We start from the raw sequence: 26,885 nt of genomic DNA on the forward strand, positions 1-26,885 counted from the left end.
GGATTCGGCTTCATCTACGATGAAGACAGGAAGAGGAGAGGTGCAATTGAGATGCTAGATTCTGAGGTAAGACAGTCATTGCTTCAATGGCTCGGCCAAGAACGATTTCGAGATGATCAGGAGACCTTGGTCACCCATTCTTATGATGCTACCCCTATGCTGCAATCGCTGCCTGATGCGGTGGTCTATCCGGAGACGACGGCTGAGGTGCAATCTATATTGAGGCTTGCCAATGAGCATCGCATCCCGATCGTTCCGCGAGGCGCTGCGAGCAATCTATGTGGCGGTACTGTTCCTGTACAGGGAGGCATCGTGGTAGCCATGTCGCGGATGAACAAGCTGCTTGAGCTGGATACCGTCAACCTGACGGCTACCGTGCAGCCTGGCTTGAATACGAAGAAGTTCCATCAGGAAGTGGAGCGGCGGGGACTGTTCTACCCGCCAGATCCGAGCAGTATGGTCATCTCTACATTAGGCGGCAACATTATGGAAGGCGCTGGGGGCTTGCGCGGTCTTAAGTATGGCACAACCAAGGACTATGTGATCGGCCTTGAAGCAGTGCTCCCCTCTGGGGAGATGATTCGCACGGGCGGCAAACTGTATAAGGATGTAGCTGGTTACGATCTGACGAAGCTGTTAGTTGGTTCCGAGGGAACTCTGGCGTTGATTACGGAGGCGACATTGAAGCTTCTGCCTGCACCTGGAGTACGTCAGACGATGCTGGTCGCTTTTGCAGATATTTATGGGGCGGCTCGCTCGGTCTCACGTATTGTTGGTGCGCGGATTATTCCGGCCACGCTGGAAATTATGGACCAGGCTACGATACGTGTGGTAGAGGACTATAATCATATCGGTCTTCCCACGGATGTGCAGGCTATATTGCTGATTGAGCAGGACGGCCAAGAGCTGGAGCATGTGAAGAAGGATATGAATGATATTAAAAATATCTGTGCTGCGGAAGGAGCAACGGACATCCGTATGGCTCAGGACGAGGTTGAAGCGGAGCAACTGATGATGGCCCGCCGGAGCGCGCTGTCTACGCTAGCTCGGATCTCGCCGACGACGATCCTGGAGGATGCGACCGTTCCGCGATCTGCCATCGCCGATATGATCCTGGCTATTAATCGGATTGCTGAGAAATACCGCGTCAACATATGCACCTTCGGGCACGCCGGGGATGGCAATTTGCACCCTACTTGTACGACAGATGCTCGTAATGAAGAGGAGATTCACCGCGTTGAGGAAGCCTTTGCGGAAATCTTCGAGGAGGCGATCTCGCTTGGCGGGACGATCACGGGCGAGCATGGTGTCGGAACTGTAAAAGCTCCTTATCTGGAATGGAAGGTAGGGAATGCGGGTATTGACGTGATGAAGGGGATTAAGCAAGTTTTCGATCCGGCCGGCATCATGAATCCAGGCAAGATCTTTGCCAAGTCGTCCCGTAAAAGGCTGGTGATCTCGAAATGAGCAGTCCTAATCCTAAGGTAGAGCGGGTCCCATCCTTATTAACGCTACAGCAGGAGCTTACTAAGCAGTTAGATTACAATGAACTAATGAACTGTATGCGCTGCGGCTTCTGTCAGCCTTCCTGTCCGACATATCAAGAGACAGGCATCGAGGCTGCGTCGCCACGGGGGAGAATTGCCCTCATGAAGGCGGTAGCTGACGGTGTAATGGAGCCGGATGAGTCGTTCCGCCAGCAGATCAATCTGTGCTTGGGCTGTCGGGCCTGTGAGCCCGTATGTCCATCCGATGTGAAGTATGGACAACTGCTGGAGCAGACCAAATCGGTGCTATTTGAACAGCAGCTTCGTTCTGCTAAGAAGAATGAGCAGAACGAAGCTGCAGATGGATCCGGATATAAGTCTGAATCGAATAGGCCTCCGAACATGAAACGGCTGCATAAGCTGGTGAAGCCTGCCTTCAAGAGCCATAACCGCATGCTGTCGCTTAGCGTTCTGCTTGAGAAATATCAGCGCTCCGGATTACAGCGCTATGCAGCGAAGAAGAAGCTTCTTCGGTTTCTGCCAGATCATTTTCAGACCTTGGAGCGTATCCTGCCACAGGCTGACAGTCAAGGCGTAGCAAAACGGGTGAATGCCAGCTTCCTGCCTGCCAAGGGAGAGCGGATTGGAACTGTAGGCATGTTCCGCGGCTGCATTATGGATGTACTCTTCACCGAGACGAATGTGAATACGGTGAATCTGCTGAGAGAATCGGGTTATGATGTCGTCATTCCTGAAGCGCAAGGCTGCTGCGGAGCACTGTTCTCCCACAGCGGTGATCTGGAGACCGCTCGGGAGTTCGCGAAGAAGAATATCCAGGCCTTCGCTGAGGCCAAGGTCGATTATATAGCTTCCAACGCTGGCGGTTGTGGAGCAATGCTGATTGAATATGACTATCTGCTGAAGGATGATGCAGAGTGGTGGGCGCAAGCGGAGCATTTCTCGGAGCAGATCAAGGATATAAGCGAGCTTCTGCTTCGTTCAGAGCGATGGAAATCAATAGAATCTATTGATGAGGGGCTTGCCGATCAAGAGCACACTTCCCAATCACGCGCCAATCATGCACCTCAGGACACGATCACTTATCAAGACTCCTGTCACCTGCGTAATGTAATGAAGGCAGGAAGGGGACCTCGACAACTTCTCCGTCTCCTGCCCGATTTGAATTATGTAGAGCTTGAAGGCGCAGAAGGCTGCTGCGGATCAGCCGGTATTTATAATCTACTGCAGCCGAAGATGGCGAATGATATTCTGGATCATAAGATGGGTAAGGTGAATGAGACGGGGGCATCGATCATTCTGACGAGCAATCCCGGTTGTCTGTTGCAGATGAAGATCGGTGTTGAGCGGGAGCAGGCACAGGATCGTCTGAAGGTAATGCATGTTGTCGATTATTTTGCCGAGAAAGTAATGAAATAGAACCTATAATTCCACCCTAAAAAATAGGGGCTGCACCTCATGTATCCTTCTGAGGTCAGCCCCTTCTATATTTCTAAGCCTAATGATGTCTACAAACTTACGACTGAACTTTCTTCCCACCAGGCAGGAACTTGTTCAATAATATGGCCGCTAGGGAAGCAGCTAGAATTGGCGAACCCAGCAAATATTGCACGAAGGTAGGCAAGGAATACAGGTAATCCTTCGGAATAAGCACTAATGCCAAAGTTATAATCATCGGAATGGCAACGATGTACATCTCTTTCTCTCCGATTCGCTCGTTCTTCATGACCTGTATGCCGTTAATGGCGATAATGCCGCAGACGATGCAGAATACGCCGCCGATGACAGCCGTCGGGATGGATGAGATTAGAGCAGCTAGCTTACCGGAACAGCCAAAGATAACGAACCAACCACCAACGGCAAGGAAGACCCGACGGCTGGCAATCCCGGTGATAGAGATAATGCCGGCATTGGTGGAATAACCTGTAACCGGAGTAGAGCCGAGTAGAGAAGCAATCAGACAGCTAATTCCTTCGCCGATAACCCCTCGGTTAATATTTTTATCGGTTAACGGTTTATCGATGACATTGCTGACAGCGAACCAGGTTCCCGTTGTCTCAGCGAGCAGCACGAGATAAATAATGACCATCGTGATAATAGCTGAGATGTTGAAAGAGAAGCCGAAGTCGGCAAAAGGAATCTGCGGCATGCTGAACCATTTGACATTGCTAACTGCCGAGAAATCCAGTACCCCCATAAAATTAGCAGCGATACATCCACCGATTAACGCGAACATGACGGACATAATGCGGAATAAAGATCCTTTTGTACCTAACAGAGAACCGAGGATCACAAAGACCAGCAGTACTGCACCTGAGATCAGAGCCAGCATGACGTTCTGATTGATCGTCGCGTCAGCGGCTTCATAAATATTGTCTCTGATTCCCACAGGCAATAAAGATAGACCTACGATAAAGATAATCGTACCGCCTACAATCGGCGGGATGAAGGATTTGACGATTTTATTGAAGACGCCGGTCATACCCAAAATAATAACGAGAACCGCACCGACAAGGCTCGCGCCCAGCACAGAATTCCAGCCTAACTGCCCGCCTCCACTGGCGGCATAGATGCTAACAATCGCTCCAAGTGGAACATACGAAGGACCTTGAGCGATCGGCAGCTTCATGCAGAAGTAGCTCTGCACAATCGTTGCCAAACCCGCAGCGATAAAGGTGGATTGAATCAGTGCGCTGGACTGATTGGATTGTAAACCGATTAGCATGGCGATCAGGAAAGGAACGACATAGACGTCCATCGCTAATACATGCTGTAAACCCAGGAGGGCGGACTTGCCGAACGATATCTTCTGATCAGGCAGAACTGTTAGCTGCTGTGAACTCGTTTGAGTTTGACCCTGGTTGACTGCTTCTGTTTTCACTGAGATGCACACCTCGAATATTTTAGTTTTTTTGTATTTTAACGCGAATGAACCTTCATGCCCTGTACCCATACTTCACGGATGTTTTCAGGTCTAGCCAGGTACATGATCTTCTCAAAGATTCCGTGCAAATCTTCATTCTCATCAAAGATAGGCAGCTTGGCGGAAGGCAACTTCGTATCGATGATCTGTACATCCCATGCATAATTCTGTTGAAGGCGACCGATCGGCAAGCTTAGGCTTTCGCCGCCCCCGGCTGTAGCAAGATAGAACGCTTCATCAATCGTAATCCGCGAGTCTGGAACACCACGCTCATGTGCTGGGAGAGAAGGATCAACGCCATCCTCCAGCATTCTCGAAGAGATGACGGCTTGTCTTACATTATCGAACAGACTCGGCGAGAAGCCGCCGGATATGTCCGTGCCCAGTCCAATATCAATGCCTTTGGCATGGAAATGGGCGACCGGAATGACACTATTGGCAAAATAGGCATTCGAGACAGGACAATGTGCAATTGCCGTTCCGGTCTCCGCGAATAAATCCGCATCAGGCTCGTCCAGGAAATTGCAGTGCGCCATAACTGACTTCTCCCGCAGCAGGCCGAAATCATGCAACGCAAAGGCATCATTTTTATCAAAGCGATCTCGAACATAACCATGCGCCCAATCACTTTCGCTGCAGTGCGACTGGACATAGGCATCGTATTTGGCAGCGAGCTTGCCGAGACCTTCTAATGCTTCATTTGTGCAACTCGGAATAAAACGAGGGGTTACAACCGGATAGATGCCTTGCTTCACAGTCTTGGCTAATTCTCGAACGGCGAGAATGAACTCTTCCGTATCCACTAGTGCCAAATTGGTGTCGGCATCACGGTAATATTCCGGGTTTTGCGCGGGATCATCCATCACAACCTTGCCGACAAGTCCGCGCTGTCCTTTCTTTGCACAGAGCTCAGCCAACAATAGACTGGCCTCTTTATGCACTGTAGCAAAATACAGTACGGTTGTTGTCCCGTTAGCGAGCAAGGTGCTGACCAGATCATCATAGACTTTCTCGGCAAAATCCAGATCCGCGAATTTGGACTCCAGCGGGAAAGTGTACGTATTCAGCCAGTCATAGAGCGGAATGTCCAGGGCTGTTCCCGACTGCGCCCATTGCGGCGCATGCACATGCAGGTCGATGAACCCGGGCAGTAAATACTGGCCCTCAGTTAATCGATGGAAGTTGCTCTTGCCTTGATATGCCTCTAGCAAAGGGTGATATTCTGCATCCTCTGGAGCGACGACCTTCTCAATCATTCCCTCTGCATTGATCGCAAACAGGTAGTCTTTTAATATCTGAATTTCTTTGGAAGATTGACTGGAAAAAGCAGTTCCTTGAAATAATTGCATATATTGATCCATAGTTGCCGCCTCAATGTTCGTATTTTTAATATGTAAAAGCTATTATAATCCGTTAAAATAGATAAGTCTATAATAAAAGGCGAATATAGAAAAAATGGATAGGGGATTTATTCGGAATCAGAACGTCAAATAAAAGTAAAATCGCGAACAAGCTCATTCATGTGACTGAACTGGTTCGCGATATTAACGGTATCGATTTATAGTGAGTGTTACGAGAACACATCCAACCCTTCCATCCTGGACAGGTAGAGCTTGATGCGCTGGCGGATGTCCCCGAGCTCTGAATAAGTGACGTTCAGCGCAGTGTGATAACAGAAGCTGGGAAAAATCTCACGATAGATGAAATAGCGTGACGGCAGCTTAACCCTTCCTTGTCCATTCCATTCAGCAGCGCTTTTGAGACTCGGGATACTTAGTGTATTTTGCCGAATGGTGAGCTGGGTGTCATAAGACATCATGAAGTTAATGAAGGCCTGCGCTGCCTGCTTATTCTTAGAGTTCTTGTGAATCGCCAGGCCAATGGCAATTACCAGAGTTCGGGGCGTGCCCAGATAAGGCAGTGGTGATATATTATAGGAGAAATCGACATCCTTGATCTTGTTCAGGCAGAAGTAAGACGTTAGGATCATCGACACCTTCTGCTGGCAAAATAACATCTCGGCATCGTCATCATTCTCCGATCTGAATGGCGGAAATACCTGATCTAGCAGTTCCTTAGATATTTGCAGACTCTCGGTAAGCGCGGCCTCATCAAGCTTTAGCTGCTTGTCCTCACCGTTGCCGTGATTAAAGCGGACGTTATTCTGCAGCAGGAAGATAGGCCAGCGATTATCAGATAAGTAATGGAAGAAGAACCCATGTCGGTCTGTGCTATTGGCGAGCTGCTTCGCGGTTTTTTTGACGGTATCCCATGTCCAGCTACTGTCTGGTTCCTCGAGTCCATTCTCCGAGAAATGCTGCTTATTGTAGCAAAGAACGATTGGCGAGAACAAGAAAGGTTGTACATATAAGTTCCCATCACGCATAAAAGGTTCCGTCAAGACTGGATAGACTCCTTCTACCGGTTGCAGCGGTTCTAATAGCTCAGGTGAGCTGTCAGGCTCTGCAAATAGCTCGAAATTCTGATTATTAATGGCCATCACATCAATGTCATCGGACTCCATAAAATCTCTCATCGTTGGCTTCACGTGGCTTGAGGGCATCGGGATCATAGTGACGCGGATCAGCGGATGCTGCTTATGGAATTCGTCCATCAATACCTTGAGATCAGCTTCCTCGATGAGTGAGGGATAATATCCGAATTTAATGGATACCCCGGCAGGTGATTGCCGAATACGATTGCCTACCCGTGGTATTTTCTCGATAAATCCCTCGGATACCAGCAGCCCCAGTCCCTTACGTACAGAGTTCTTGCTTAATTGAAACCGCTCGGCTATATCGTTCTCGGAGGGGAGAAAGCTCCCTTCACCCCAGATTCCAGTAATGATTTCATTTCTTAACGTAACGAGCATTTCCTCATAACGTCTTCTAAATGTAGATCGCTTTGGTCCATCCGTCATTTGTATACACCTCTATTCCAGTAAATACCTTATTATCAAATGTTTAATTATATCATTAATATTGTCAGGGTGTTCGAATTACAATTGACAGCGTTTTCTACCTTAGATTATAATCTGTTATAAACCAGATAAGCAACATAATTATATGCCTAAATAAATAATTTGTATCTATTTATAATATTAAAGGAGGATATAACCTGTTTTATGCAGGATTTTAAAGTTATTTTGTTATACATCTGGTTCACATTGGTGAGTATTGCTTTCACCACAAGTATGAATATTCGGATGAACAATAGAAAGGCGGCGTTCCAACATGGAGGCATTAAAAATTCTTGTCACGATGCCAAAGGGCGAAATCTTTGATACATTCTTTAATGAAGAGCTGGAATCGAAGCTGGAAGAGATCGGCGAAGTGATCTGGAATGATAGCATAGCACAATATACTAAGTCCCAATTATGTGAGAAAATCAAGGATATCGACATCTGTGTTACAGGCTGGGGGACGGAGGCTTTTGACGAGGAAGTATTAAACCACGCCAATAAGCTTCGTCTAATTGCACATACAGGCGGCTCAGTTAGACCTTACGTTACAGATGCCGCATATGATCGCGGCATTCGCGTTGTAAGCGGCAATGAAGTGTTTGCCCAGTCGGTAGCAGAGAGTGTAATTGCTTATGCACTGGCATCGCTACGTGATATTCCGCGTTACTCGGCGGAATTGAAGCAGGGCATCTGGCCTTGGAACTTCTATAATCAAGGATTGCTGGATAAGACTGTAGGTATTGTGGGTTATGGCATGATCGCGAAGATGGTGGTCGAGATGCTTAAGCCGTTCCATGTCAAGATCAAGGTGTTCTCCCGGCATATCTCCCAGGAGGAACTGGAGAAGCACAATATGGAGAAGGCGGAGCTTAGCGAAATATTCTCAACCTGCGACATTGTCTCACTCCATAGTGGTATGACAAAGGAAAATCATCATATGATCACGGAAGACCTGCTGAATATGATGCCCAAGGGAGCGCTGCTCATCAATACGGCTCGCGGAGCTATTATTGACGAAGAAGCACTGTGCAGAGTGCTTTCCAAGGGAGAGATCAGAGCAGTATTGGATGTGTATGAAGTAGAGCCGCTTCCTGCCGGTCATAAGCTTATGGAGATGAATAACGCGATATTGATGCCTCATATGGGCGGGCCAACGATTGACCGACGTATGATCGTGACCCGTACCGTGATTGGAGATATCAAGCTCTTCCTGCAGAACAAGCCTATGACTTGCGAAATCGATCGCGCCTATGCGGCTAAGATGTCAACCCATTAGTGATTAGAGATAAATAGGAGGGATAAGATGGAGATATTCGTTAAGGGTACTACAGAGGATGCTCAGGATATCATAGACTTTGCGGATATGGTTTTTAGTAAAAATTCAGGACCGCTTGATTTTGCGGGGCTGATTCCGAAACTCTATGGTGATGGAGCGGACACGCAGCAGTATCACTATATGGTTAAAGAGAATGGTAGGATCAAGGCTATGGTCTGCGTACTTCCGGTTACCTGTAACGTAGCAGGCATAGAATTGAAGGTTGGCTGTGTTGGTACAGTGTCTGTACATCCACGTTCGCGTGGTAAAGGCTATATGCAGAAGCTGATGAACATGGCAGTGGAAGACATGAAGTCACAAGGCTATTCCATGAGTGTTCTGGGTGGTCAGCGCCAGCGGTATGAGTTTTTTGGCTATGAGCCTGCGGGCATAAAGTTTGAATTTACTCTAACTTCGGATAATATTCGCCACAAATACAAAGGGTTGGATTCAAGTGGAATTAACTTTGAACCTTTGTCCAGTGACAGCCCACAGCTTGATGATGCTTATCAATTGTATCAACAAGGGATCGTAAACGGTGCTCGAACCAAGGAGCAGTTTGCAACGATTTTGAGAACATGGCAAACACAGCCCCTTGTTATCCTTGAAAACGGCAAGTTTGCAGGTTATGTGGCCTTGTCTAAGGATGGCGGTGCTGTACGTGAGATCGAAATGATTGATCCAGCTTTACTACCCGTAGTGAGCAAGGCGTTGGCTGCCGAGAAAAATCTCGACGAGCTTCATTTTACGGTTCCTCCCTATGATCCTGGGAAGATCGCCTTTTTAGGGGATGTATGTGACTGGTACAGAACGAGTTATGAATATAATTATCATATTATGGATTATTCCTCTGTGATCGAGGCTTTCTTGAGATGCAAGGCGCAGAACATGATGCTGCAGGACGGTCGTATTGTACTTGGAATTGAAGACTCCGGCATTGTAGAAATTGTTGTGCAAAATAATCAGGTCATCGTGAACAAATATGATCCTGATCATTCAGACATTCAGGCGCAAGTCTCCCTTACGAAACGGGAAGCCACTGCTCTATTATTCTCTCCGTTAAGTGAGTTTACGAACTGGAAGCTTGCAGAACGGCAATTGAACTTCCCTTCGGGATGGTTGCCACTGCCTTTGTATATACCGTCTCTAGATATTTGCTGATTGGATACAATAAAATGGTCTGGAAGAATAAAAAAACAACTTTGAGGATGATCATTCGATCCAAGAAGTTGTTTTTTTTACGTCCGCTTGTTGGATACAAATCGCATAACCGGTCTCGCGTACTTCTAACGGAAATTCAAGCCCTTATTTGCCCGATACAAGGGTGATTTATTTTCTAACGGAAATGTGAGGCGTTATTTGCTTCAATGGAGCTGAATAGTGGCCATAAAATACTAAATAAGGTCCGCTGTTTCCGTTACATGTTGCTAGGGAGTAATTTTGGCTAAATAGCGGCGTGTATTTCCGTTAGGGGGAGAATAACGAGGGCAATTAGTAAGATTCGATTATGCCAATCAAAGACCGCCGCAGGAGATTGAGAGTCTGCTTCAACGTGAGTACAATGTACTGCCGATGGAGATCTTTGCTTTAGCGCCCGAAGTAGTTATATTGCGCAGACTTAACAGCTAAATTCCCTATGATTAAAAATTTTAGTAGTAATTCCGAGTAATCTGATGTAAAATGACAGAAATAAATTTTTCGGAAGATACTGGAGTGCATAGAAGTCTAGAAAGGGTTGGGCATCATGATTACTTTATCGAATATTCAAGTTACTTTTGAAACTGGGTCACAATTGGTTACCGCCGTACAAGATGTCAGCTTACACGTTGATGCGGGAGATGTGTATGGCATTGTCGGCTACAGTGGAGCCGGGAAGAGTACGCTGGTTCGTGTAATTAATCTGCTGCAACGGCCTACGGCAGGAAGCGTTGAGGTGAATGGGCAGGATTTGCTGGCCCTACAGCCCAAGGAATTGCGCTCAGCCAGGAAGAAGATCGGGATGATCTTCCAGCATTTTAATCTGATGAACTCCAGGACGATCTATGACAATGTGGACTATCCCTTGAAGAGCTCCAAGCTCTCCAAGAGTGAGAGGGATCAGAAAGTTAAACAACTGCTAGAATTGGTAGGCTTATCGGATAAGCTGAATGCTTATCCCTCCCAATTGTCAGGGGGTCAGAAGCAGCGGGTAGCTATAGCAAGAGCGTTGGCTAATGATCCGGAGATATTGTTATGCGATGAAGCGACCAGCGCCCTGGACCCGAAGACGACGCTATCCATTCTGGAGCTGCTGAAGAAGTTGAATCAGACGTTGGGTCTGACGATCGTCATTATTACGCACGAAATGCAGGTCGTGAAGGAGATCTGCAACAAGGTTGCCGTGATGGAGGCTGGTCGGATTGTGGAGCAGGGCGATATTGTCTCCATCTTCAGCCGTCCGCAAAATACGTTGACTCGCGATTTCATTAATACAGCTACCCATATCGATCAGACGCTGGAGAAGCTTACACTTCATCCGTCACTCGTTCATCTGAAGGATAACGATATGCTGTGCAAGATTTCCTATATCGGCGATAGCACAAGCGAACCGGTTATTTCGGAGCTTACCGCCCGCTACCGAGTGAAGACGAATATTCTGTTCGCTAATGTGGAGATTTTACAGCAGACGCCGATCGGCAATCTGATTGTTGTTATGTCAGGCTCTGCCAGCGATCTAAAGGAAGCTCTGCATTATTTGCAGGCAGCTCAGGTAAACGTTGAAATTATCGATTCGGGGCTTCTTCAGAATAGTAAGGTAGGTGATCCTGCATGAGTGAGTTTTTTACGAAGTATTTCCCTAACGTCTGGAATTTAAGAGAGGATATTTTGCTAAGCATCTATGAGACGATTTATATGGTGGTCGTTACTTCGTTATTATCCGTGTTATTCGGGATACTGCTCGGTGTCACCCTTGTTGTAGTGGACCGGGGAGGTATTCTGGAGAACAGGCTGATCTATAGTGTCCTGGAGAAAATCATTAACCTGTTCAGATCCATTCCGTTCATCATTCTTATTGCGGTTGTTGTGCCGCTCACCCGTCTCATTACGGGGACATCGATCGGCATGAATGCCGCAATCGTACCCTTGGTCATCGGTATCGTGCCTTTCTATGCCCGGCAAATCCAGAATGCGCTGGTCGAGGTCGATCCCGGAATCGTTGAAGCAGCACAATCCATGGGTTCAGGGCCGATTGAGATTATTTTCCGCGTGTATTTGAAGGAAGGTCTGACCGGAATTATCCGCGCCTCCTCGGTGACAATTATCAACCTAATCGGACTGACGACGATGGCTGGGGCGATTGGTTCGGGCGGCTTGGGCAGCCTGGCGATCAATAAGGGGTACAACCGGTTCCAGTCGGATATTACGCTCGTAGCTACAATTCTGATTTTGATTCTAGTGTTCGTCTGCCAGTTCATCGGCGATTATTTTACCAAGAAGTCAACGCATTAACAGGAGAGCTTACAGCGGTTTATACAGTATGCCGCCTCTAGCGAAGTACTGAATGAAATATATAACACTATAAAAAAGGACTGAAGAACAATGGCAAAAGTAGAAAGTTTCCAATTGGATCACACGATCGTAAAGGCGCCTTATGTCAGAGCGGCAGGGCTTGAGCATGATGAGAAGGGCAGCACGGTGCAAAAATATGATTTGCGCTTCCTGCAGCCGAATAAAGATGCGATTCCTACCGCAGCCCTTCATACGCTCGAGCATCTGCTCGCTACGTATATGAGAGACGAGGTTCAAGGGATTATCGATATTTCTCCAATGGGGTGCAGAACGGGCTATTATCTGATTCTCTGGAATGAGCATGCTCCGGAAGAGATCGCGTCCGCACTGGAAAGAACGCTGAAGCGTGTATTAGAGACGACGGAGGTTCCGGCTGTATCCGCACTGGAATGCGGCAATTACAAGGATCATTCTCTCTTCTCCGCACAGGAGTACGCGAAGATTGTACTGGATGCCGGAATTAGTAGAGACCCGTTTGAGAGAGTATTGTAAAGCCTATGATTACGCTGGATTTATCGTATCAGACGGCGGTTGTAACCGGCGGCAAATCGGGAATCGGGCGAGGCATCGTACAAATTTTGCTGCAAAGCGGGGCCAGAGTCATATCTGCCGATCTTGCTTATGAAGAGGACTATAGGGGAGTAGACGGACAGTTATTCGAGTCCCGATTGGATCTGTCCAAATCAGAGGATATATCCCGCTGGTCACAGCTTGTTCTGGAACAGGCTGGTGTTCCGGATATTGTCGTGAACTGTGCCGGGACTTCTACGATGGATTATGTGATTGACAGCAAACTGGAGGATTGGGAGAAGGTATTCTCCATTAACTCCACGGGGTTATACCTGGTATCGAAAATATTTGCAAAGGCGATGGTCGATGCTGACAAGCCGGGGAGGATCATCCAGATCGCCTCGCAGGCCGGCAAGAACGGTTATCGGGGGATGGGCGGATATTGCGCATCCAAGCATGCGGTTCTGGGCTTGACGAAGGTGATGGCAGTTGAGCTGGCGCGAAATAACATCCTGGTTAATGCGGTATGTCCAGGGATTGTGGAGACACCGATGAAGCATCGGGAGCGGATCGAGGGCGGAATCATCCGCGGCATGACCGCCGAGGAGATCTATGCAGAGGACTGTTCTCAAGTTCCACTGGGTAGAACCGCCGAGGTTCAGGATGTTGCCAACGTTGTATTGTTCCTGGCCAGTCCATTGTCTTCTTATATGACAGGGCAAGCTATCAACGTAACCGGCGGCATGACTATGCATTAGGTTAGAAGTTGAATTAAACAGAAGAGCAGGACTAGGCAAAAGGGTGAAATGATTCTGGAGAAGCGTAGCGTTCGCCTTTGTGAGTGGATTTCTACCGTGTTTTAATTTGGTAAATCAAGGAAATACACGAACAACAGCGATCGGAAGAACATTTCACCCGGCTGCCTTCATCCAAACAACGATAATTCAATTTAGAAGATATAAAGGGGGAGAAAATATATGAGTAAAAGAAAGCTATGGGGTGGCCTCGCGCTCGGATTGGTATTGATGCTGGTAGTTGCGGGCTGCGGAAGCAAATCCTCGGGTGACGGCGAGAAAATCGTCGTAGGTTCGATGGGATCTGACGCTCAGATATGGAAGCATATCGCAGAATCCCAGGCGGCCAAGGACGCCAAGCTGAATATTGTCGTCAAGGAAATCAATGGCGGTGTTGAGATGAATAACGCCACCAAAGAGGGCGAAGTTGATGTGAATGCTTTTCAATCCTGGGCTTATCTCGTCAGCTACAATAAAGACAGCAATGCCAATCTGGTAGCGGTAGCGACTACTTATCTTGAGCCGATGGGCATCTACTCTCAGAAGGTTAAGGACATTAAAGAAGTTCCAGACGGTGCTCTCGTAGCTCTGGCGGACAACCCGGCCAATACGGCCAGAGGCTTAAGCCTGCTGCAGGCTGCCGGACTGATCAAATTGAAGGATGATTTCAATCTTGGAACGGGTACGGAAAACGATATCGTCGACAATCCTAAAAACCTGAAATTCAAGCTGATTGACGATACCACTGGCCCACGTGTCATTCAAGACGTAGATCTGGTACTGATTAGCAATACAGTCGCTCTGGAAGGCGGATTGAATGTACTGAAGGACTCCTTGTTCCATGAGGAGATTTCCGTAGATACGAAGAATAGTATCAATATACTGGCGACTACCGCCGAGAAACAGAATGATCCTGGTATTTTAAAATTAGGCGAATTGTATCACAACGAGGATACGCAGAAATATATTGAGCAGGAGTTCGGTGGCACGAAGGTGCCTGTAGATAAGCCGATCTCATACCTGCAAGAATAGAGAGGGCCCTATGCGGATTGCTATCATTACAGCGATGGAGGAGGAAATGGCTCCTTTTCGCAGTCAGGCACTCATCACATCCAAGACACAAGTAGGCAAGGTTATCATAGAAGAAGCTACCTATCGGGGCCAACCTTTGGTTCTTGTAGAGAGCGGCATCGGCAAGGTCAATGCAGCTGTTGCGACCACGCTTCTGATCGAACGGCATCAGCCGGATCTGATTCTTAATTCCGGCTCAGCAGGCGCGTTTGGTGCTGGGTTGAGCGTCGGTGACGTCGTGGTCGCCACGCAGTATATATATGGTGATGTCGACGCTACCTGCTTCGGGTATGAACCTGGACAGGTTCCGCAAATGCCGGCGAAGTACGATCTGGATGCGGTCTGGCTGGACCGAGCGAAGGGAGTGGCAGCAGCAGCGGAGCTTCCGTACTCTCTTGATTTTGGATTGGTATTAACATTGGATTCATTCATGAGCGAGGCCGAGCGGGTAGAAGGGATCAAGTCAACCTTCCCTGCTGTCAAGGTATCAGACATGGAAGGCCTGGGTATTGTGCAGGCTGCCGCACAGTACGGCATCCCGGTATTAGCCGTGAAGGCGGTATCGGATATCGCCGGACATGGTGCCGTGACGGCCAACAGCTTCGATGATAATCTCGATGATGTCGCCACACATGCCGCGCACTTTACCGATCTGCTGGTTCAGCAGTTTCAATCGGTCTATGTCGGCAGTTGAGAGAAATAGAGAGCAGCGATTCTCGCTGCTCTCTTTATTTTATAGAATTTTCGGGTAGGTCTTCTTTAAATCAGCGGTATGTCGAAGGATTTTAGTGCTTTGGAATTACATTTACAAGGGATATGGGACAATAATCATAAAAAATATCGCTGCCGAAGTCGATATATTAGGAAGAAGTCCCTGCTTCGGCAGGAAATTCACGACAATATGGAGGTCATAATGAGAAGAATTGGGATGTTGTTAGTGGTTCTATGTCTGGCTTTAACGATGAACGTGACTTCAAGTTACGCAGATAGCTCGGTAAATGCTAAGGTGAGTGACAGTGTCGTCATCATTGATGGCGAACAGGTATGGAGTACGGGATTCAAAATCCAGAACAACAATTATTTTCGATTACGCGATTTGGCGAATTACTTATCGGGGACCGATAGTCAATTCAACATATCTTTGGATAATCATCTAAATGTGATTGAACTATTGCCAGGTGCCGCTTATGTGCCTGATGGGGCGCCTAGAGCTCCTTATTACAGTCCGAATAAGACCTATAAAGCGAAGCTGGCGGCATCCAAGATTATGATTAACGGGGATATACACTCTATCCAAGCGTACAATATTGGAGGGAGTAATTATTTTCAATTAAGAGATTTGGCGGGCCTATTAAAATTGGATGTCTCCTTCAATCAGGAAAAGAATCAGATTATTGTTGAGCCACAGCTTCCTGAGCATGCTTACCGGGCTATTGGCGTAGATGCCGGGGGAAACAATGCTGTCGTTCCTTATTTCTCAAGATCGAGTAGTCCTATTAGCTCCCACTTGATCCATAATAATGATGGAACCTTCAGCAGTATTGCTATAGATGAGAACAATGTACATATCGAGTCGTATGACCGCGATTATAAAGTAACGGCAAGCCAGAAGCTTCCGATTGAGCTGGAGTACTATGGGGCATTCTATAGCGGCAAAGAATATAACTATATCGCCTATGGCCAGGACAACAAGGAAGAGAACGACAACAAAGAAGTGATTCGAATCGTGCGCTATGACAAGAGCTTCAATCGAATCGGCAGTGTCTCCGTTACAGGAGGACAGAGCTACACGATTCAGCCGTTCCGCTCTGGATCTGGCAAGATGGATGAGCAAGGAGATGAACTGGTATTCCATACGTCGCGTCTCAGATATACGACCCCGGATGGATTGAACCATCAATCTCAGCTAACCCTGATCATCAATACAGCAACGATGCGCCTAACTAATGATACGGGTCAGTTCCAGAAGAACCATGTCAGCCATTCCTTTGATCAATATGTCAAGTTTGATGGCAAGGATCATGTATTGGTCGACCATGGAGATGCCTACCCTCGCTCGATCGTACTTCATAAGGGGAATGGTACACAATACAGCGAGGTGAATCTGGTACCGATTCCGGGAAGTATCGGAGCAAATGCAACGGGAGTTTCTGTTGGCGGATTTGAGACTTCCGCGACACATTATCTGACAGTATACAATACAGTGGATCATTCCAAGGTCAAGAAGTATACTAATTTCGAGTTGGTCGGGCTTGAAGAGGAAGTCCGCGATATTATGATCGCAGTAGTGCCAAAGACGAATCTGAGCGCAGGAGCAGTAAAAAATATAACTTTAGCGCAGTATACGAATGGCTCTGATAAAATAGGTTCGGTTCCGAAACTCGTAAAAGTCGATAACGATCATTTTATTGTATTATGGCAGGAGTTTGATCATGAGCGCACGCCGCTTGGCGTTAAGTATGTGCAAGTGGATGGAAGCGGGAATGCAATTGGAGAAGTGCAGGCCGCGCCAAAATTTCTACTCTCCGAATGTGAACCTATTGTCGCTGACAATCAGTTGATTTGGTTCACGGATAAGAAGGAGAAGCGTGTCTTCTATACGATTCCTTTAGCATAGATTAGATGATATAGCGAAAAAAGCGCAGAATATGCGCTTTTTTTGTTATGACTACGAATCCTCATCTTCCCGTCCTGCCTCGAGAGCTAGCTTCAGGAGATGATCAGGGATCTTGAATTTCTCGTTATTTATAAATAACTCATTAAGAACATTTGTCTCCGAATGATGGGATAGCTTGATTTCATTGATCTCACGGTGAAGCCGCTCCATTTTCTGATCAAGCTCAAAGGCGGTATCGGCGGCTAGCTTCAAGTCTTTCAACAGCTCTTCGGGTACTGTCTCATTGCATTTGTAGAAGATTTTATGCTCCAGGCTGGCCCAGAAATCCATGGCGATCGTGCGGATCTGGATCTCAACGCAGACCGGCTCTACGCGGTCAGACATAAATACAGGAACCTCTACCAGCAGATGCAGGCTCTTATAACCGTTCGGTTTCGGATTTTTAATGTAATCCTTGACGGATATGGTCGTCAGGTCCTGCTGGCTCTGCAACATCTCGCTGATCCGGTAAATGTCCGATATGAAAGAACAGGTAATGCGAATACCGGCAATATCTTTAATCGTATGCTTAATATCCTCCAGCGAGTTGATTCCGCCTTTACGGTAAAGCTTCTTCATAATACTTTCAGGGGATTTCAATCTGGATTTGGTATGCTCAATCGGATTGTAGTCATGCAGCAGCTGGAATTCTTCCTGCAAAATATCAATCTTCGTCTCCACTTCCTGCAGAGCAAATTTATACATCATAAGAAATCGAGTTATCTTCTGCTGCATAAACTTCACTTGTTCTATTGGATTATCTATCATGTCTGTCGTCCTTTTCGTATATAATGATAGCCTAGCTATATCACTCAGCTATATATATTATAACTTAGTCTCAAGCCTATTTTCCAGAAACGCCCCAGAACCGTAGATCGCGTGAAGGAAATAATGGGATACCGTGGAATATAACTAGGGATATAGCATGATTCTTATAATGAAAGAGGGTAGAGTCGGATTATGAAATTCAGCGAATATACTTATCGGCGTCCAATCGTCAAAGAGTTCGAAGTGAAGTTCAAGGAGCTCCTGGATGGATTCACTTCCGCGGGAAGTTATGAGGAGCAGGATGCGGCGATGACGGCGATCAACAAGCTTCGCAGTGAGTATGATACGATGCATACTATCGCCAGTATTCGCCATTCGATTGATACGAATGATGAATTCTATAAGGCGGAGAATGATTATTATGACGAGGTTGATCCCATCGTCCTAGAATTTATTAACGACTATTACCGCGCGCTTGTGGGATCGAAATTCAGAGTTGAACTGGAGAAGAAATGGGGCAAGCAGCTCTTCCAGCTGGCCGATCTGTCGCTTCAAACATTCAGCCCCGAGATTATTGAGGATCTGCAGCAAGAGAATAAGCTTCAGACGGAGTATACACAATTGATTGCTTCGGCGAAAATTCCTTTCGAAGGTGAAGAGCGTACCCTCGCCCAATTGATTCCTTACATGCAGTCTACGGATCGCGATCTGCGCAAGCGGGCTGAGGAAGCACGCGCTGGCTTTTTGGCTGAGAACGAAGAGCAGCTTGATCGTATCTATGATGATATGGTGAAGGTGCGTACACGAATTGCTAAGAAGCTGGGGTATAACAATTTCGTTGAGCTGGCTTATGCAAGAATGAGCCGGACAGACTATAATGCCGAGATGGTCGCTAATTTCCGGGATCAAGTGCAGAAATATATCGTACCTGTCGTTACGAAGCTGAAGGAGCGGCAGCGGAACCGTATTGAAGTGGATCAATTGCTCTATTACGACGAGAATATCAGCTTCAAGTCGGGAAATGCGACGCCGAAGGGCGATCCGGACTGGATCGTGGATGGCGGCGAGAAGATGTATGCCGAGCTGTCGCCTGAGACGAACGAATTTTTCAGTTTCATGCAAAATAATGGACTGATGGATCTGGTCAGCAAGAAAGGCAAACAAAGCGGCGGCTATTGTACGTATATTAGCGAGTACGGGGCACCGTTTATCTTTTCCAACTTCAACGGAACTTCGGGGGATATCGACGTGTTGACCCATGAAGCGGGTCATGCCTTCCAGGTGTATACGAGCAGACATCTGCAGGTACCGGAGTACAGCTTCCCGACCTATGAGGCCTGTGAGATTCATTCCATGAGTATGGAATTCTTCACTTGGCCGTGGATGAACCTCTTCTTCAAAGAGGAAGCTGACAAATATCGCTTCGATCATCTTGCCAGCGGGTTAATCTTCATTCCGTATGGCGTGTCGGTCGATGAATTCCAGCACTTTGTGTATGAGAATCCGGACGCTACGCCAGTGGAGCGTAAGCAAGCATGGCGTGATATCGAGCGCAAGTATTTGCCGCACCGTGATTATGCGGACAATGATTATTTCGAGCGCGGTGGATTCTGGCAGAAGCAGGGTCATATTTATACGACCCCATTCTACTATATTGACTACACGTTGGCCCAGATTTGCGCATTTCAATTCTGGAAGAAAATGCACGAGAACCGCGAGAAAGCGTGGGAAGATTATTTGCGCCTCTGCCGCCAAGGCGGCAGCTTGTCCTTCACTGAATTGGTGAAGGTAGCTGATCTGATCTCCCCATTCGAGGATGGTTGCGTGACTTCGGTCATTGGCAGCATTGAGAGCTGGCTGGATCAAGTGGACGATATGGCGTTGTAGGCTTACAAATACAATGTTCAAGACAACAGCGCGTACCTGATGTCGGTACGCGCTGTTTGAGTTCGGGTAAGATATGCTGCTCGCATCTTATTTCTTATTTAGAAAAAGGTCTGCCAGAACGTTGCCACCGTCAGGCCGATAAGAAGACGTACCATGGACCACCCCCAGATTCTGCCGAACAGCCTGGTTCGGTATTCTCCCATCCGTTGCTTATCGCTAGTCATTAGTACCATGAATATAAGCAAGGGAAGCATCAGGATGCCGCCGATGACCTGAGTAATAATCGAAATAAGGTTCAACGGTAAATTCGGAATCAGAATCCCCGCAGCAGCGAATACGACTCTCTTCCGCTTGAACTTGACTCATGTACGTTCTCACCCCCCTCTGTTAATTATGTTGCAGTCTATTCAGGAGTGTTGAGAAAAGTGCAACGAATTTTGAGCCTACTGCAATATTGCTCATGTTCTCCGATGCAATGTTTTAGGTAGACATAAGCCCCTAGGATAAACAATGATCAGTCATTGCTTAACCTAGGGGCTATAGATTTAAGAAGCAGAATCATCAATTCGGGACAGCCGTTCCATCACGAGCTGGACTGCAATCGCATCATCAACGTAGCCAATCGGGAATAAATAATCGGGTATGATATCGACGGCAGAGATGAAATACAATAATCCGCTTCCGAGTACAGCCTGTTCCTCAGGAGATATATCCTCATGACAATACTGCTCGAACATCCGATTCAGCTTCTCTATGAAGGGTCCGGCACCGTTCACCTGCTCTACCTTGGAATGAAAGTCATCGCGTATTAGTTGCTTGCCTTCAGGCGTTCGGGCATATTGCTCGTATTTCACTAATTCCTGCTGGACGCGTTCTGTTGTAAACTGTGGGTCGAAGTTTGAGGAGGAGGTAAGAACATCTTGTATCGTATTAATGGAGTGATGAAGATCGGTGAGCCGTTCCCTTTCCAATTCATTGCCATCTAGCATGGCTGCTTCGACGAGCATTGCCAGCGGCACATGCAGATGCTCAGCAAATAATTTCAGGTGGTTCGGCTTGGCGGGCTGTTTGCCATTTACGATACGAGATATTGTCGCCGTATCAATACCCGTCAATACACTCAGCTTCCGCATGGATAGCGAGTTCTTATGAAGCAGCGATTTAAGTATGACGCCAAAATTTGATTCCATTTCGAACACTCCTCCTCTCTGATCATCATCTACCTGCTTAGATCAATATATGAAGAAGGTATGACCTTGTTCATATTTGTACCTCTTAAATTTGTAAACTGTTGCTGATTTCTCAACATTTTGTTAGGCTTCCATGCATCGATCCCAACGCAGTCTATGTGTTGTTATTGGCTGTCTTTATTTATTTATATTGCTGAGTTTCAACAATAGCACTAATTGCATGCTTCAGAAGGTTTGTACCTCTTGTCACAAAACAACCCCTTATCTCGTGTTATGTACATAACGGAGAATAAGGAGTAGTGATGAATATGAAGGAGACAAGATGTATTGTCGTTGGCGGGGGATACGCAGGAATTAACGCTGTAAAGGCCATAGAAAAAGCTTTTGGCAGTCGGGAGGGGCTCCCTACACTGCGGATCATTCTGATGGATAAGCATCCTTATCATTTGCGGAAGGTGCTGCTCTTCAAGCCGGCGGCGGTGGAGAATGAGGAGATTACGGTTCCGCTAGCGAGACTGCTGCCGCAAGATGTAGATTTTGTTCAGGCCACGGTGACAGGAATCGAATCCGATGCGAGAAGAGTACATTATGTGAATAATCAGGGCAATGAGCAAGTGATGGAATACGATATTCTCGTACTGGCTGCAGGCAGCATCATACGTCAGCCCGATTCAGAAAAAGGGGGGATCGCCTTGACAGGTCTGGCTGCTGCTCAGAGCATTCGTGAGACATGGAGGGCGAATCTAAGGAAGGCCACGAAAATGGAGGATCGGGCGGAACGTGAACGACTCATGACTATTACTGTAGCCGGTGCGGGAATAAGCGGTATTGAAACCTCCGCCGAACTGGCTTATGCGGCTCGTGAGGATGTGAATGCACTGGGCTTGGAGCCGAATGCGGTAGCTGTGAAGCTTATTAATGCAAATAACAGGTTATTCCCGGATGGTCCCGTCAAAGTAGGAACCAAGCTGGAGCGGATGCTTGAAGCGGGTGGAGTTACGGTGCTGCATAACCGTAAGGTGCTGCAGGAGAAGGACGGGGTGCTGACACTGTCGGATGGCAGTATAATCCCTTCTGGCTTATGTGTGTGGACGTTAGGGCTTTTGCCGAATCCCATGCTGAGCGGCTTGGGCGTACCACTTACTGCTGATGGGTACATTGCCGTAGATGCCAGCTACCGTGTGCAGAGGGCTCCGGGCTTATACGCTATAGGCGATTGTGCGGAGATTATTGATCCGGCCAGCGGACTTGCCGACGGTAAGACATGCAAGGAAGCGACAGCCCAAGCGTCCCGACTGGCTCAAGTTATAGCAGCGGACCTGATGGGGCGCCCGGCTCCTACACATAAGAGATTCATGGATTTTTTCTGCTTTGGTCTGGGGCCGCAGCGCGGAATGGCATGGACACGGGCTTGGGGAATCGATATGATCTTTACAGGCAAGCTGGGCTGGCGTCTCAGGGAGTTTACATGGAAGTCGGCAAGTTTGCTGAAATAAGGCAGTAGTACGACAGTACGGCTTGTTACAGACGATTAATATACAGTGTTCTTTTAACTAGTTTGGGTACTAGGAGGGAAGGAGTAAGATGCAGATAAAGGAGCTTTATACCGAATATAAGGGACTGCTGTTTACGCTTGCCTACCAGTTGACCGGGTCAGCTTCCGATGCCGAAGATGCGGTGCAAGACGTATTTTTGAAGGTACATGACATAGATCTACAGCGTCTCGCTGAACCGAAGGCCTATCTATGCAAAATGGTGACGAATCGCTGTCTCGATGTGCTGAAATCGGCGCGAAAACGGCGGGAACAATACTTTGGGCCTTGGCTACCTGAACCGATTCCAACTTCAGGGGATGAGCTGTTCGAATCGGTGGTGCGCGGAGAACTGCTGTCCTATGCGATGCTCGTATTACTTGAACGGCTTTCACCTGTGGAGAGGACGGTGTTCGTGCTCCGCGAAGCGTTAGGATTCGAATATGCCGACATTGCAGAGGTGATTGGCAAGAGTGAAGCGAACTGTCGCAAGCTGATCAGCCGTGCGCGAAGCAAGCTGGGGATCGGGGACAGTCAGGACGTTCGTCATGAAGCTATTAAGGAAGAGTGGATTGGTCGGTTCCTGGCGGCCCTGCAAAAAGGAGATATGGACGCTGTCATCTCCATGCTGGCCGAAGATGCTGTCGTTATCTCGGATGGTGGAGGCAAGGCGTTGACAGCTGTGAATCCCATTCGTTCACGTGAACTGGTTGCGCGCTTCCTGATTGGACTTATTCGTAAATTTGAACCATCGACGGAAGCAGATGGAGGAACAGATACAGAGAGAAGAGAGGGAGCGGAAGGAACGAAAGGTACAGGAAAATTAGAGAAGGCAGTGGAATTGGACGCAGCATTACAGCTTGAATTACGGGAGATCAATGGCCAGACCGGGCTTGTAGCTCGGACTGGCGGCAGCAACATCATCGATACCGCGGCGCTTATTCATATTGAAGGGAACTCAATCAGCAGCATATACTTCATCAGAAATCCAGAGAAGCTGCAATATTTGCAGAGATAGTACTATATGTAAAGGTGCAACTCCCAATATGGAGCATGTCATGGGTATTGATGACGTGAAGCTCATGGAAGTAAAGAGCGCTCCGCAATGCATCGCCGATACATCGGAACGCAGTTTTCCGCTCTGCAAGACTTAATTAACAACCCTATGGCCAATGCCCTGATATGCTTGTGGGATAAGGGATGCAACCGCTGGTTGACATATTGTCAGCTTGACTTGGTAGCCAGCGACCCGTTGATTTTATATGATGGCGTTGAGGTGATGGATGATGGATTTTGCAGATAAACTGCAAAGTTATAGGAAGCAGAGAGGAATGTCGCAGGAAAATTTAGCGGAGGCGATTGGGGTATCCAGACAGGCCGTGTCCAAATGGGAATCGGGTCAATCGTACCCAGAGATGGAGAAAATGATTGCTCTAAGCGAACTGTTTCAGGTAAGCATTGACCATCTGGTGAAGGGAGTGCCTGTGGATAGCGGTATTCAGGGAACTAGTGCTACCCCTCTTCATAAATCTGTTCCGGAAGAGGATCCATCTTCAAGCATGCTCATTGTAAGAAAATATTCGTATCATTATGAATACAAGAGCAAGACAACTCTGTACGGGGTACCGCTAGTTCATATTAATTACGGCCGAGGAGAAATTCATGTCGCTAAAGGGATCATTGCCGTAGGGAATATCGCCATTGGCGTCCTGTCGTTGGGACTTATCGCATTGGGCGGCATAAGTATCGGAGCATTGTCAGCAGGTCTCATTTCATTGGCGGCGCTGTCTTTCGGATTGCTGCTGGCTATAGGGGGAGGGGCGATCGGGGCAATTGCAATAGGCGGATTGGCTATCGGAATCTATGCCATTGGGGGCCTGGCCTTGGGAATGTTCTCACTCGGTGGCGCTGCGATCGCTTCCTGGGTTGCCATCGGCGGATATGCTAGTGGGCACATAGCTATTGGCGATTCTGTAAGGGGAGCATACACATTGATCGCACAAGATGGTCAACTTAGCAATATTTATGCAGATGAAGTCAGATCGTTGATCTATCAGGAATATCCGGGATTATGGAGAACGATCGTGGAGTCGCTAGTTTGGATGTTTAGGTAGTGGAATTAGAAATTGAAATGTCTCCCTTTGGTAAGCCATGCTCATTGTGTTGAACCTGGAGGCTGCGCTACAATCGAGGATTCGTGGATCAATCGCCAAAATGCTGGTCTTGGGTATGCTGAAGCTGCTGCCCATAATCTCTAACGAAACTGGGTATCGCTATTTGGACCTAAAAGAGCTGCTGCAAATTCTAACGAAACTGGATGTCGCTATTGATGCCAAATAGGGACTTATAACCTCTATTTTTCTCAAATAACGATCCGTAGTTTCGTTAGATTTATTTTACCGCCATTTTTGGGGAAATAACGATCTGTAGTTTCGTTAGAGTTCGAAAGGGCCTTTACAGCGGTATAAAATATTTTAAATCAATCTGGGAATCGCCCTCCGCAAGCTGTCGGGACTAAGATGGAGTTAGCTTGATACGGAGGGAGTGATCGGCATGAAACGCCGGGCTAATTTTTCTATTGTATATGTTAAGGTGTACTTCTATTATTATTAAGCTAAATAAGCCATGGACAGCAAGTTGTCTATGGCTTTTTATGCGTGTGTGAGGGTCTATTATCTGTCAATGGCGGAAGATGCCGCCGAGTTTATGATAGAACTGTAGATGAATATTTGATCCGGATGGCCGGCACCTGCTTCGGAGGCTTGCCGATCATCATCTTTTATTTTTGCTCTACAATTTATTATTGAAGGATATATGAACCTAGAGATGAAATAATTATAATGGAGTTTATAAAGAATCGAGCTCTATGAACACAGAATAATGAAAGGGATGGATTGAATAGAATGGCTACAATTAAGGATGTGGCGAAATTAGCGGGGGTTGCATTGTCAACCGCTTCTTATGCGCTAAGTGGAGATCATAGAGTTAGCGCTAAGACCCGGGAGAAAGTAATTGAAGCGGCAAAGCAGCTGAATTATCACAAGAATGGTTTTGCCATGGATTTAAAGCGTAGCCGCACGAATACAATTGCTCTGATTCTAGCGGATTTGTCGGGTCCTTTCTACTCGGAGCTGATCCGTAGTGTTCAGGAGGTAGCCTTATCCAACGGCTATGACCTGATCGCTTGCAGCTCAATGGGAGAAAGAGACTCAACGGCAGTTCGTTTTTTACGTGAGAAGAGGGTTGATGGAGCCGTCGTGCTGGCTTATAACATGACTGATGAAGTATTGAGTGCTTCGGCTGGACCCAACTTCCCAATTATTGCAATGGACCGAGTTATTTCAGGTGAAGGTTTGGTCAGCATTATTGTGGATGGAGAATCAGGAGGCTATGAGGCTACTCGCTACTTAATCGATAAGGGGCACCGCAAGATTGCTTATATAAGCGGCCCGTCGAATTCTTTCGCGAATTCACTTCGGTACCAGGGGTTCCTGCGAGCTATGAAGGGGGCCGGGCTTGAAGAGCAGGCTAAGTGGCGGCTTAGCGGGGGATTCATTCGGGATGGCGGATATAAGGCAACGAAGATGATGCTGATGCAGGGTGAGCTACCAACAGCCATATTCTATGGAAATGATGAGATGGCGATTGGCGGACTCAAGGCTTTCGAAGAAGGCGGAATAAGGGTACCGGAGGATATATCTATTATCGGATTTGACGATATCGAATTGACGGAATTTATTCAGCCGCCGCTTACAACAATACGTCAGCCAATGTATGAGTCCGGTTCATTAGCGGGACATTTACTGTTTCAAATGTTGAACGGTGAGAGCGTTAATGAGTCCTATAAGCTAAATGTTCAAATCATCGAGCGTCAATCTGTCTCTGCACCAGCGAAGAGCAATAGTTCCGTGTAATTAATGGCTAGCGAAATGGAATTAAGATTTTCGTTGCCGGAATGGCGATAAGGCTAAGGTGATGAGTCGGGAGCCGTGATTTGAAGGCGCACGCTCGAATGGTAGCTGGCTCATGCGACATTTCGGCTCTAAGCAAGCTAAAAAGGAGAATTTACGGGGAATTCAAATTTCTTCTCGAAACGTTTCGATTTTAGTGGTAACTTATTAATATAGAATATGAATTTATAAAGATATTAATAAATCAAAACGATTCGTAATGAGTGGAGGAATTCATCCGTGACAAGTCAACGTATTAGTCAATTAGTGAAG

At 47.2% G+C, this 26,885-nt stretch carries 24 protein-coding genes; 17 read left to right on the forward strand and 7 right to left on the reverse strand.

All coding sequences use genetic code 11. The annotated features are described in order from the left end of the window. The first annotated feature begins 51 nt into the window (after positions 1–51). Positions 52–1,467, forward strand: coding sequence for an FAD-binding oxidoreductase (locus tag EI981_RS04905; RefSeq protein ID WP_126995939.1), 1,416 nt, complete (start codon positions 52–54; stop codon positions 1,465–1,467). Beyond that, positions 1,464–2,924, forward strand: coding sequence for a (Fe-S)-binding protein (locus EI981_RS04910; protein ID WP_126995941.1), 1,461 nt, complete (start codon positions 1,464–1,466; stop codon positions 2,922–2,924). The genes EI981_RS04905 and EI981_RS04910 overlap by 4 nt, the downstream gene beginning before the upstream one ends. 97 nt (positions 2,925–3,021) lie before the next feature. Here the strand turns inward: EI981_RS04910 and EI981_RS04915 are convergent, their stop codons facing one another. The 3 genes from EI981_RS04915 to EI981_RS04925 all read right to left on the reverse strand — a co-directional run bounded on the left by EI981_RS04915 (position 3,022) and on the right by EI981_RS04925 (position 7,348). Continuing rightward, entirely contained in the window at positions 3,022–4,386 is a 1,365-nt protein-coding gene (locus EI981_RS04915; RefSeq protein ID WP_126995943.1) for a uracil-xanthine permease family protein, read from the reverse strand. Between the two features lie 38 nt (positions 4,387–4,424). Beyond that, entirely contained in the window at positions 4,425–5,789 is a 1,365-nt protein-coding gene (gene guaD / locus EI981_RS04920) for a guanine deaminase (RefSeq protein WP_126995945.1), read from the reverse strand. Positions 5,790–5,998: 209 nt separating this feature from the next. Beyond that, on the reverse strand, positions 5,999–7,348 hold the full coding sequence (locus EI981_RS04925) for an extracellular solute-binding protein (RefSeq protein WP_126995948.1): 1,350 nt from the start codon (positions 7,346–7,348) through the stop codon (positions 5,999–6,001). A gap of 313 nt (positions 7,349–7,661) precedes the next feature. Between EI981_RS04925 and EI981_RS04930 the strand changes: the two genes are divergently transcribed. From EI981_RS04930 to EI981_RS04970, 9 genes are all read left to right on the forward strand, one after another. Beyond that, entirely contained in the window at positions 7,662–8,666 is a 1,005-nt protein-coding gene (locus EI981_RS04930) for a hydroxyacid dehydrogenase (protein ID WP_126995950.1), read from the forward strand. 27 nt (positions 8,667–8,693) lie between these two features. Next, positions 8,694–9,866: a GNAT family N-acetyltransferase gene (locus tag EI981_RS04935; protein WP_126995953.1), complete on the forward strand. Its 1,173-nt coding sequence runs from the start codon at positions 8,694–8,696 to the stop codon at positions 9,864–9,866. Between the two features lie 583 nt (positions 9,867–10,449). Next, positions 10,450–11,517 carry a methionine ABC transporter ATP-binding protein gene (locus tag EI981_RS04940; RefSeq protein WP_126995955.1) on the forward strand — a complete coding sequence of 356 codons (1,068 nt, stop codon included), beginning with the start codon at positions 10,450–10,452 and terminating at the stop codon, positions 11,515–11,517. Further along, the gene (locus EI981_RS04945; protein ID WP_126995957.1) at positions 11,514–12,194 is read left to right on the forward strand and encodes a methionine ABC transporter permease; all 681 of its coding nucleotides are present in this window, start codon (positions 11,514–11,516) and stop codon (positions 12,192–12,194) included. Before EI981_RS04940 ends, EI981_RS04945 begins: the two co-directional genes overlap by 4 nt. Positions 12,195–12,284: 90 nt before the next feature. Then, on the forward strand, positions 12,285–12,746 hold the full coding sequence (locus tag EI981_RS04950; protein WP_126995959.1) for an S-ribosylhomocysteine lyase: 462 nt from the start codon (positions 12,285–12,287) through the stop codon (positions 12,744–12,746). Positions 12,747–12,751: 5 nt separating this feature from the next. Continuing rightward, on the forward strand, positions 12,752–13,522 hold the full coding sequence (locus tag EI981_RS04955; protein WP_126995961.1) for an SDR family NAD(P)-dependent oxidoreductase: 771 nt from the start codon (positions 12,752–12,754) through the stop codon (positions 13,520–13,522). Positions 13,523–13,741: 219 nt separating this feature from the next. Next, positions 13,742–14,590 carry a MetQ/NlpA family ABC transporter substrate-binding protein gene (locus tag EI981_RS04960; RefSeq protein WP_126995964.1) on the forward strand — a complete coding sequence of 283 codons (849 nt, stop codon included), beginning with the start codon at positions 13,742–13,744 and terminating at the stop codon, positions 14,588–14,590. Positions 14,591–14,600: 10 nt separating this feature from the next. Further along, positions 14,601–15,323 carry a 5'-methylthioadenosine/adenosylhomocysteine nucleosidase gene (locus EI981_RS04965; protein WP_126995966.1) on the forward strand — a complete coding sequence of 241 codons (723 nt, stop codon included), beginning with the start codon at positions 14,601–14,603 and terminating at the stop codon, positions 15,321–15,323. Between the two features lie 219 nt (positions 15,324–15,542). Beyond that, a complete protein-coding gene (locus tag EI981_RS04970) occupies positions 15,543–17,246 on the forward strand; it encodes a hypothetical protein (protein WP_126995968.1) in 1,704 nt (567 codons plus the stop codon). A 51-nt stretch (positions 17,247–17,297) separates the two neighbouring features. On the opposite strand, the gene EI981_RS04975 is transcribed toward EI981_RS04970, so the two are convergent. Beyond that, the gene (locus tag EI981_RS04975) at positions 17,298–18,053 is read right to left on the reverse strand and encodes a GTP pyrophosphokinase (protein ID WP_126995970.1); all 756 of its coding nucleotides are present in this window, start codon (positions 18,051–18,053) and stop codon (positions 17,298–17,300) included. Between the two features lie 192 nt (positions 18,054–18,245). Between EI981_RS04975 and EI981_RS04980 the strand changes: the two genes are divergently transcribed. Next, a complete protein-coding gene (locus EI981_RS04980) occupies positions 18,246–19,940 on the forward strand; it encodes a M3 family oligoendopeptidase (RefSeq protein ID WP_126995972.1) in 1,695 nt (564 codons plus the stop codon). 98 nt (positions 19,941–20,038) lie between these two features. On the opposite strand, the gene EI981_RS29955 is transcribed toward EI981_RS04980, so the two are convergent. The 3 genes from EI981_RS29955 to EI981_RS04990 form a co-directional block, all read right to left on the reverse strand. After that, positions 20,039–20,173: a hypothetical protein gene (locus EI981_RS29955; RefSeq protein ID WP_257792032.1), complete on the reverse strand. Its 135-nt coding sequence runs from the start codon at positions 20,171–20,173 to the stop codon at positions 20,039–20,041. Next, complete coding sequence (locus tag EI981_RS29375) at positions 20,157–20,306, reverse strand: hypothetical protein (RefSeq protein ID WP_227011695.1); 150 nt, start codon at positions 20,304–20,306, stop codon at positions 20,157–20,159. The genes EI981_RS29955 and EI981_RS29375 overlap by 17 nt, the downstream gene beginning before the upstream one ends. A gap of 179 nt (positions 20,307–20,485) precedes the next feature. Continuing rightward, entirely contained in the window at positions 20,486–21,130 is a 645-nt protein-coding gene (locus EI981_RS04990; protein ID WP_126995974.1) for a DUF1232 domain-containing protein, read from the reverse strand. A 308-nt stretch (positions 21,131–21,438) separates the two neighbouring features. On the opposite strand from EI981_RS04990, the gene EI981_RS04995 reads away from it, so the two are divergent. From EI981_RS04995 to EI981_RS05015, 5 genes are all read left to right on the forward strand, one after another. Further along, positions 21,439–22,626 (forward strand): NAD(P)/FAD-dependent oxidoreductase, encoded by a 1,188-nt coding sequence (locus EI981_RS04995; RefSeq protein WP_126995976.1) that lies wholly within the window; start codon positions 21,439–21,441, stop codon positions 22,624–22,626. Between the two features lie 94 nt (positions 22,627–22,720). After that, positions 22,721–23,680, forward strand: a complete 960-nt coding sequence (gene sigJ, locus EI981_RS05000; RefSeq protein ID WP_127004366.1) for an RNA polymerase sigma factor SigJ — start codon at positions 22,721–22,723, stop codon at positions 23,678–23,680. 268 nt (positions 23,681–23,948) lie between these two features. Continuing rightward, positions 23,949–24,776, forward strand: a complete 828-nt coding sequence (locus EI981_RS05005; RefSeq protein ID WP_127004368.1) for a helix-turn-helix domain-containing protein — start codon at positions 23,949–23,951, stop codon at positions 24,774–24,776. 37 nt (positions 24,777–24,813) lie between these two features. Beyond that, complete coding sequence (locus EI981_RS05010) at positions 24,814–25,002, forward strand: hypothetical protein (protein WP_227011696.1); 189 nt, start codon at positions 24,814–24,816, stop codon at positions 25,000–25,002. A gap of 563 nt (positions 25,003–25,565) precedes the next feature. Next, positions 25,566–26,576 carry a LacI family DNA-binding transcriptional regulator gene (locus tag EI981_RS05015; RefSeq protein WP_126995980.1) on the forward strand — a complete coding sequence of 337 codons (1,011 nt, stop codon included), beginning with the start codon at positions 25,566–25,568 and terminating at the stop codon, positions 26,574–26,576. Positions 26,577–26,885: the final 309 nt, after the last annotated feature.

This window comes from Paenibacillus lutimineralis, from assembly GCF_003991425.1.
Taxonomy (GTDB): domain Bacteria; phylum Bacillota; class Bacilli; order Paenibacillales; family Paenibacillaceae; genus Fontibacillus; species Fontibacillus lutimineralis.

What these genes read in the sequence shown, in the direction of transcription:
- EI981_RS04960 (WP_126995964.1), top strand. Translation starts at nt 13,742, where the DNA reads ATGAGTAAAAGAAAGCTATGGGGTGGCCTCGCGCTCGGATTGGTATTG.
- EI981_RS04925 (WP_126995948.1), bottom strand. Translation starts at nt 7,348, where the DNA reads ATGACGGATGGACCAAAGCGATCTACATTTAGAAGACGTTATGAGGAA.
- EI981_RS04965 (WP_126995966.1), top strand. Translation starts at nt 14,601, where the DNA reads ATGCGGATTGCTATCATTACAGCGATGGAGGAGGAAATGGCTCCTTTT.
- EI981_RS04980 (WP_126995972.1), top strand. Translation starts at nt 18,246, where the DNA reads ATGAAATTCAGCGAATATACTTATCGGCGTCCAATCGTCAAAGAGTTC.
- EI981_RS05005 (WP_127004368.1), top strand. Translation starts at nt 23,949, where the DNA reads ATGGATTTTGCAGATAAACTGCAAAGTTATAGGAAGCAGAGAGGAATG.
- EI981_RS04975 (WP_126995970.1), bottom strand. Translation starts at nt 18,053, where the DNA reads ATGATAGATAATCCAATAGAACAAGTGAAGTTTATGCAGCAGAAGATA.
- EI981_RS04940 (WP_126995955.1), top strand. Translation starts at nt 10,450, where the DNA reads ATGATTACTTTATCGAATATTCAAGTTACTTTTGAAACTGGGTCACAA.
- EI981_RS04945 (WP_126995957.1), top strand. Translation starts at nt 11,514, where the DNA reads ATGAGTGAGTTTTTTACGAAGTATTTCCCTAACGTCTGGAATTTAAGA.
- EI981_RS04970 (WP_126995968.1), top strand. Translation starts at nt 15,543, where the DNA reads ATGAGAAGAATTGGGATGTTGTTAGTGGTTCTATGTCTGGCTTTAACG.
- EI981_RS04990 (WP_126995974.1), bottom strand. Translation starts at nt 21,130, where the DNA reads ATGGAATCAAATTTTGGCGTCATACTTAAATCGCTGCTTCATAAGAAC.
- EI981_RS04910 (WP_126995941.1), top strand. Translation starts at nt 1,464, where the DNA reads ATGAGCAGTCCTAATCCTAAGGTAGAGCGGGTCCCATCCTTATTAACG.
- EI981_RS04905 (WP_126995939.1), top strand. Translation starts at nt 52, where the DNA reads ATGCTAGATTCTGAGGTAAGACAGTCATTGCTTCAATGGCTCGGCCAA.
- EI981_RS04955 (WP_126995961.1), top strand. Translation starts at nt 12,752, where the DNA reads ATGATTACGCTGGATTTATCGTATCAGACGGCGGTTGTAACCGGCGGC.
- guaD (WP_126995945.1), bottom strand. Translation starts at nt 5,789, where the DNA reads ATGGATCAATATATGCAATTATTTCAAGGAACTGCTTTTTCCAGTCAA.
- EI981_RS29955 (WP_257792032.1), bottom strand. Translation starts at nt 20,173, where the DNA reads ATGGTACTAATGACTAGCGATAAGCAACGGATGGGAGAATACCGAACC.
- EI981_RS04950 (WP_126995959.1), top strand. Translation starts at nt 12,285, where the DNA reads ATGGCAAAAGTAGAAAGTTTCCAATTGGATCACACGATCGTAAAGGCG.
- EI981_RS29375 (WP_227011695.1), bottom strand. Translation starts at nt 20,306, where the DNA reads ATGAGTCAAGTTCAAGCGGAAGAGAGTCGTATTCGCTGCTGCGGGGAT.
- EI981_RS04935 (WP_126995953.1), top strand. Translation starts at nt 8,694, where the DNA reads ATGGAGATATTCGTTAAGGGTACTACAGAGGATGCTCAGGATATCATA.
- EI981_RS04995 (WP_126995976.1), top strand. Translation starts at nt 21,439, where the DNA reads ATGAAGGAGACAAGATGTATTGTCGTTGGCGGGGGATACGCAGGAATT.
- EI981_RS05015 (WP_126995980.1), top strand. Translation starts at nt 25,566, where the DNA reads ATGGCTACAATTAAGGATGTGGCGAAATTAGCGGGGGTTGCATTGTCA.
- EI981_RS05010 (WP_227011696.1), top strand. Translation starts at nt 24,814, where the DNA reads ATGCTCATTGTGTTGAACCTGGAGGCTGCGCTACAATCGAGGATTCGT.
- EI981_RS04930 (WP_126995950.1), top strand. Translation starts at nt 7,662, where the DNA reads ATGGAGGCATTAAAAATTCTTGTCACGATGCCAAAGGGCGAAATCTTT.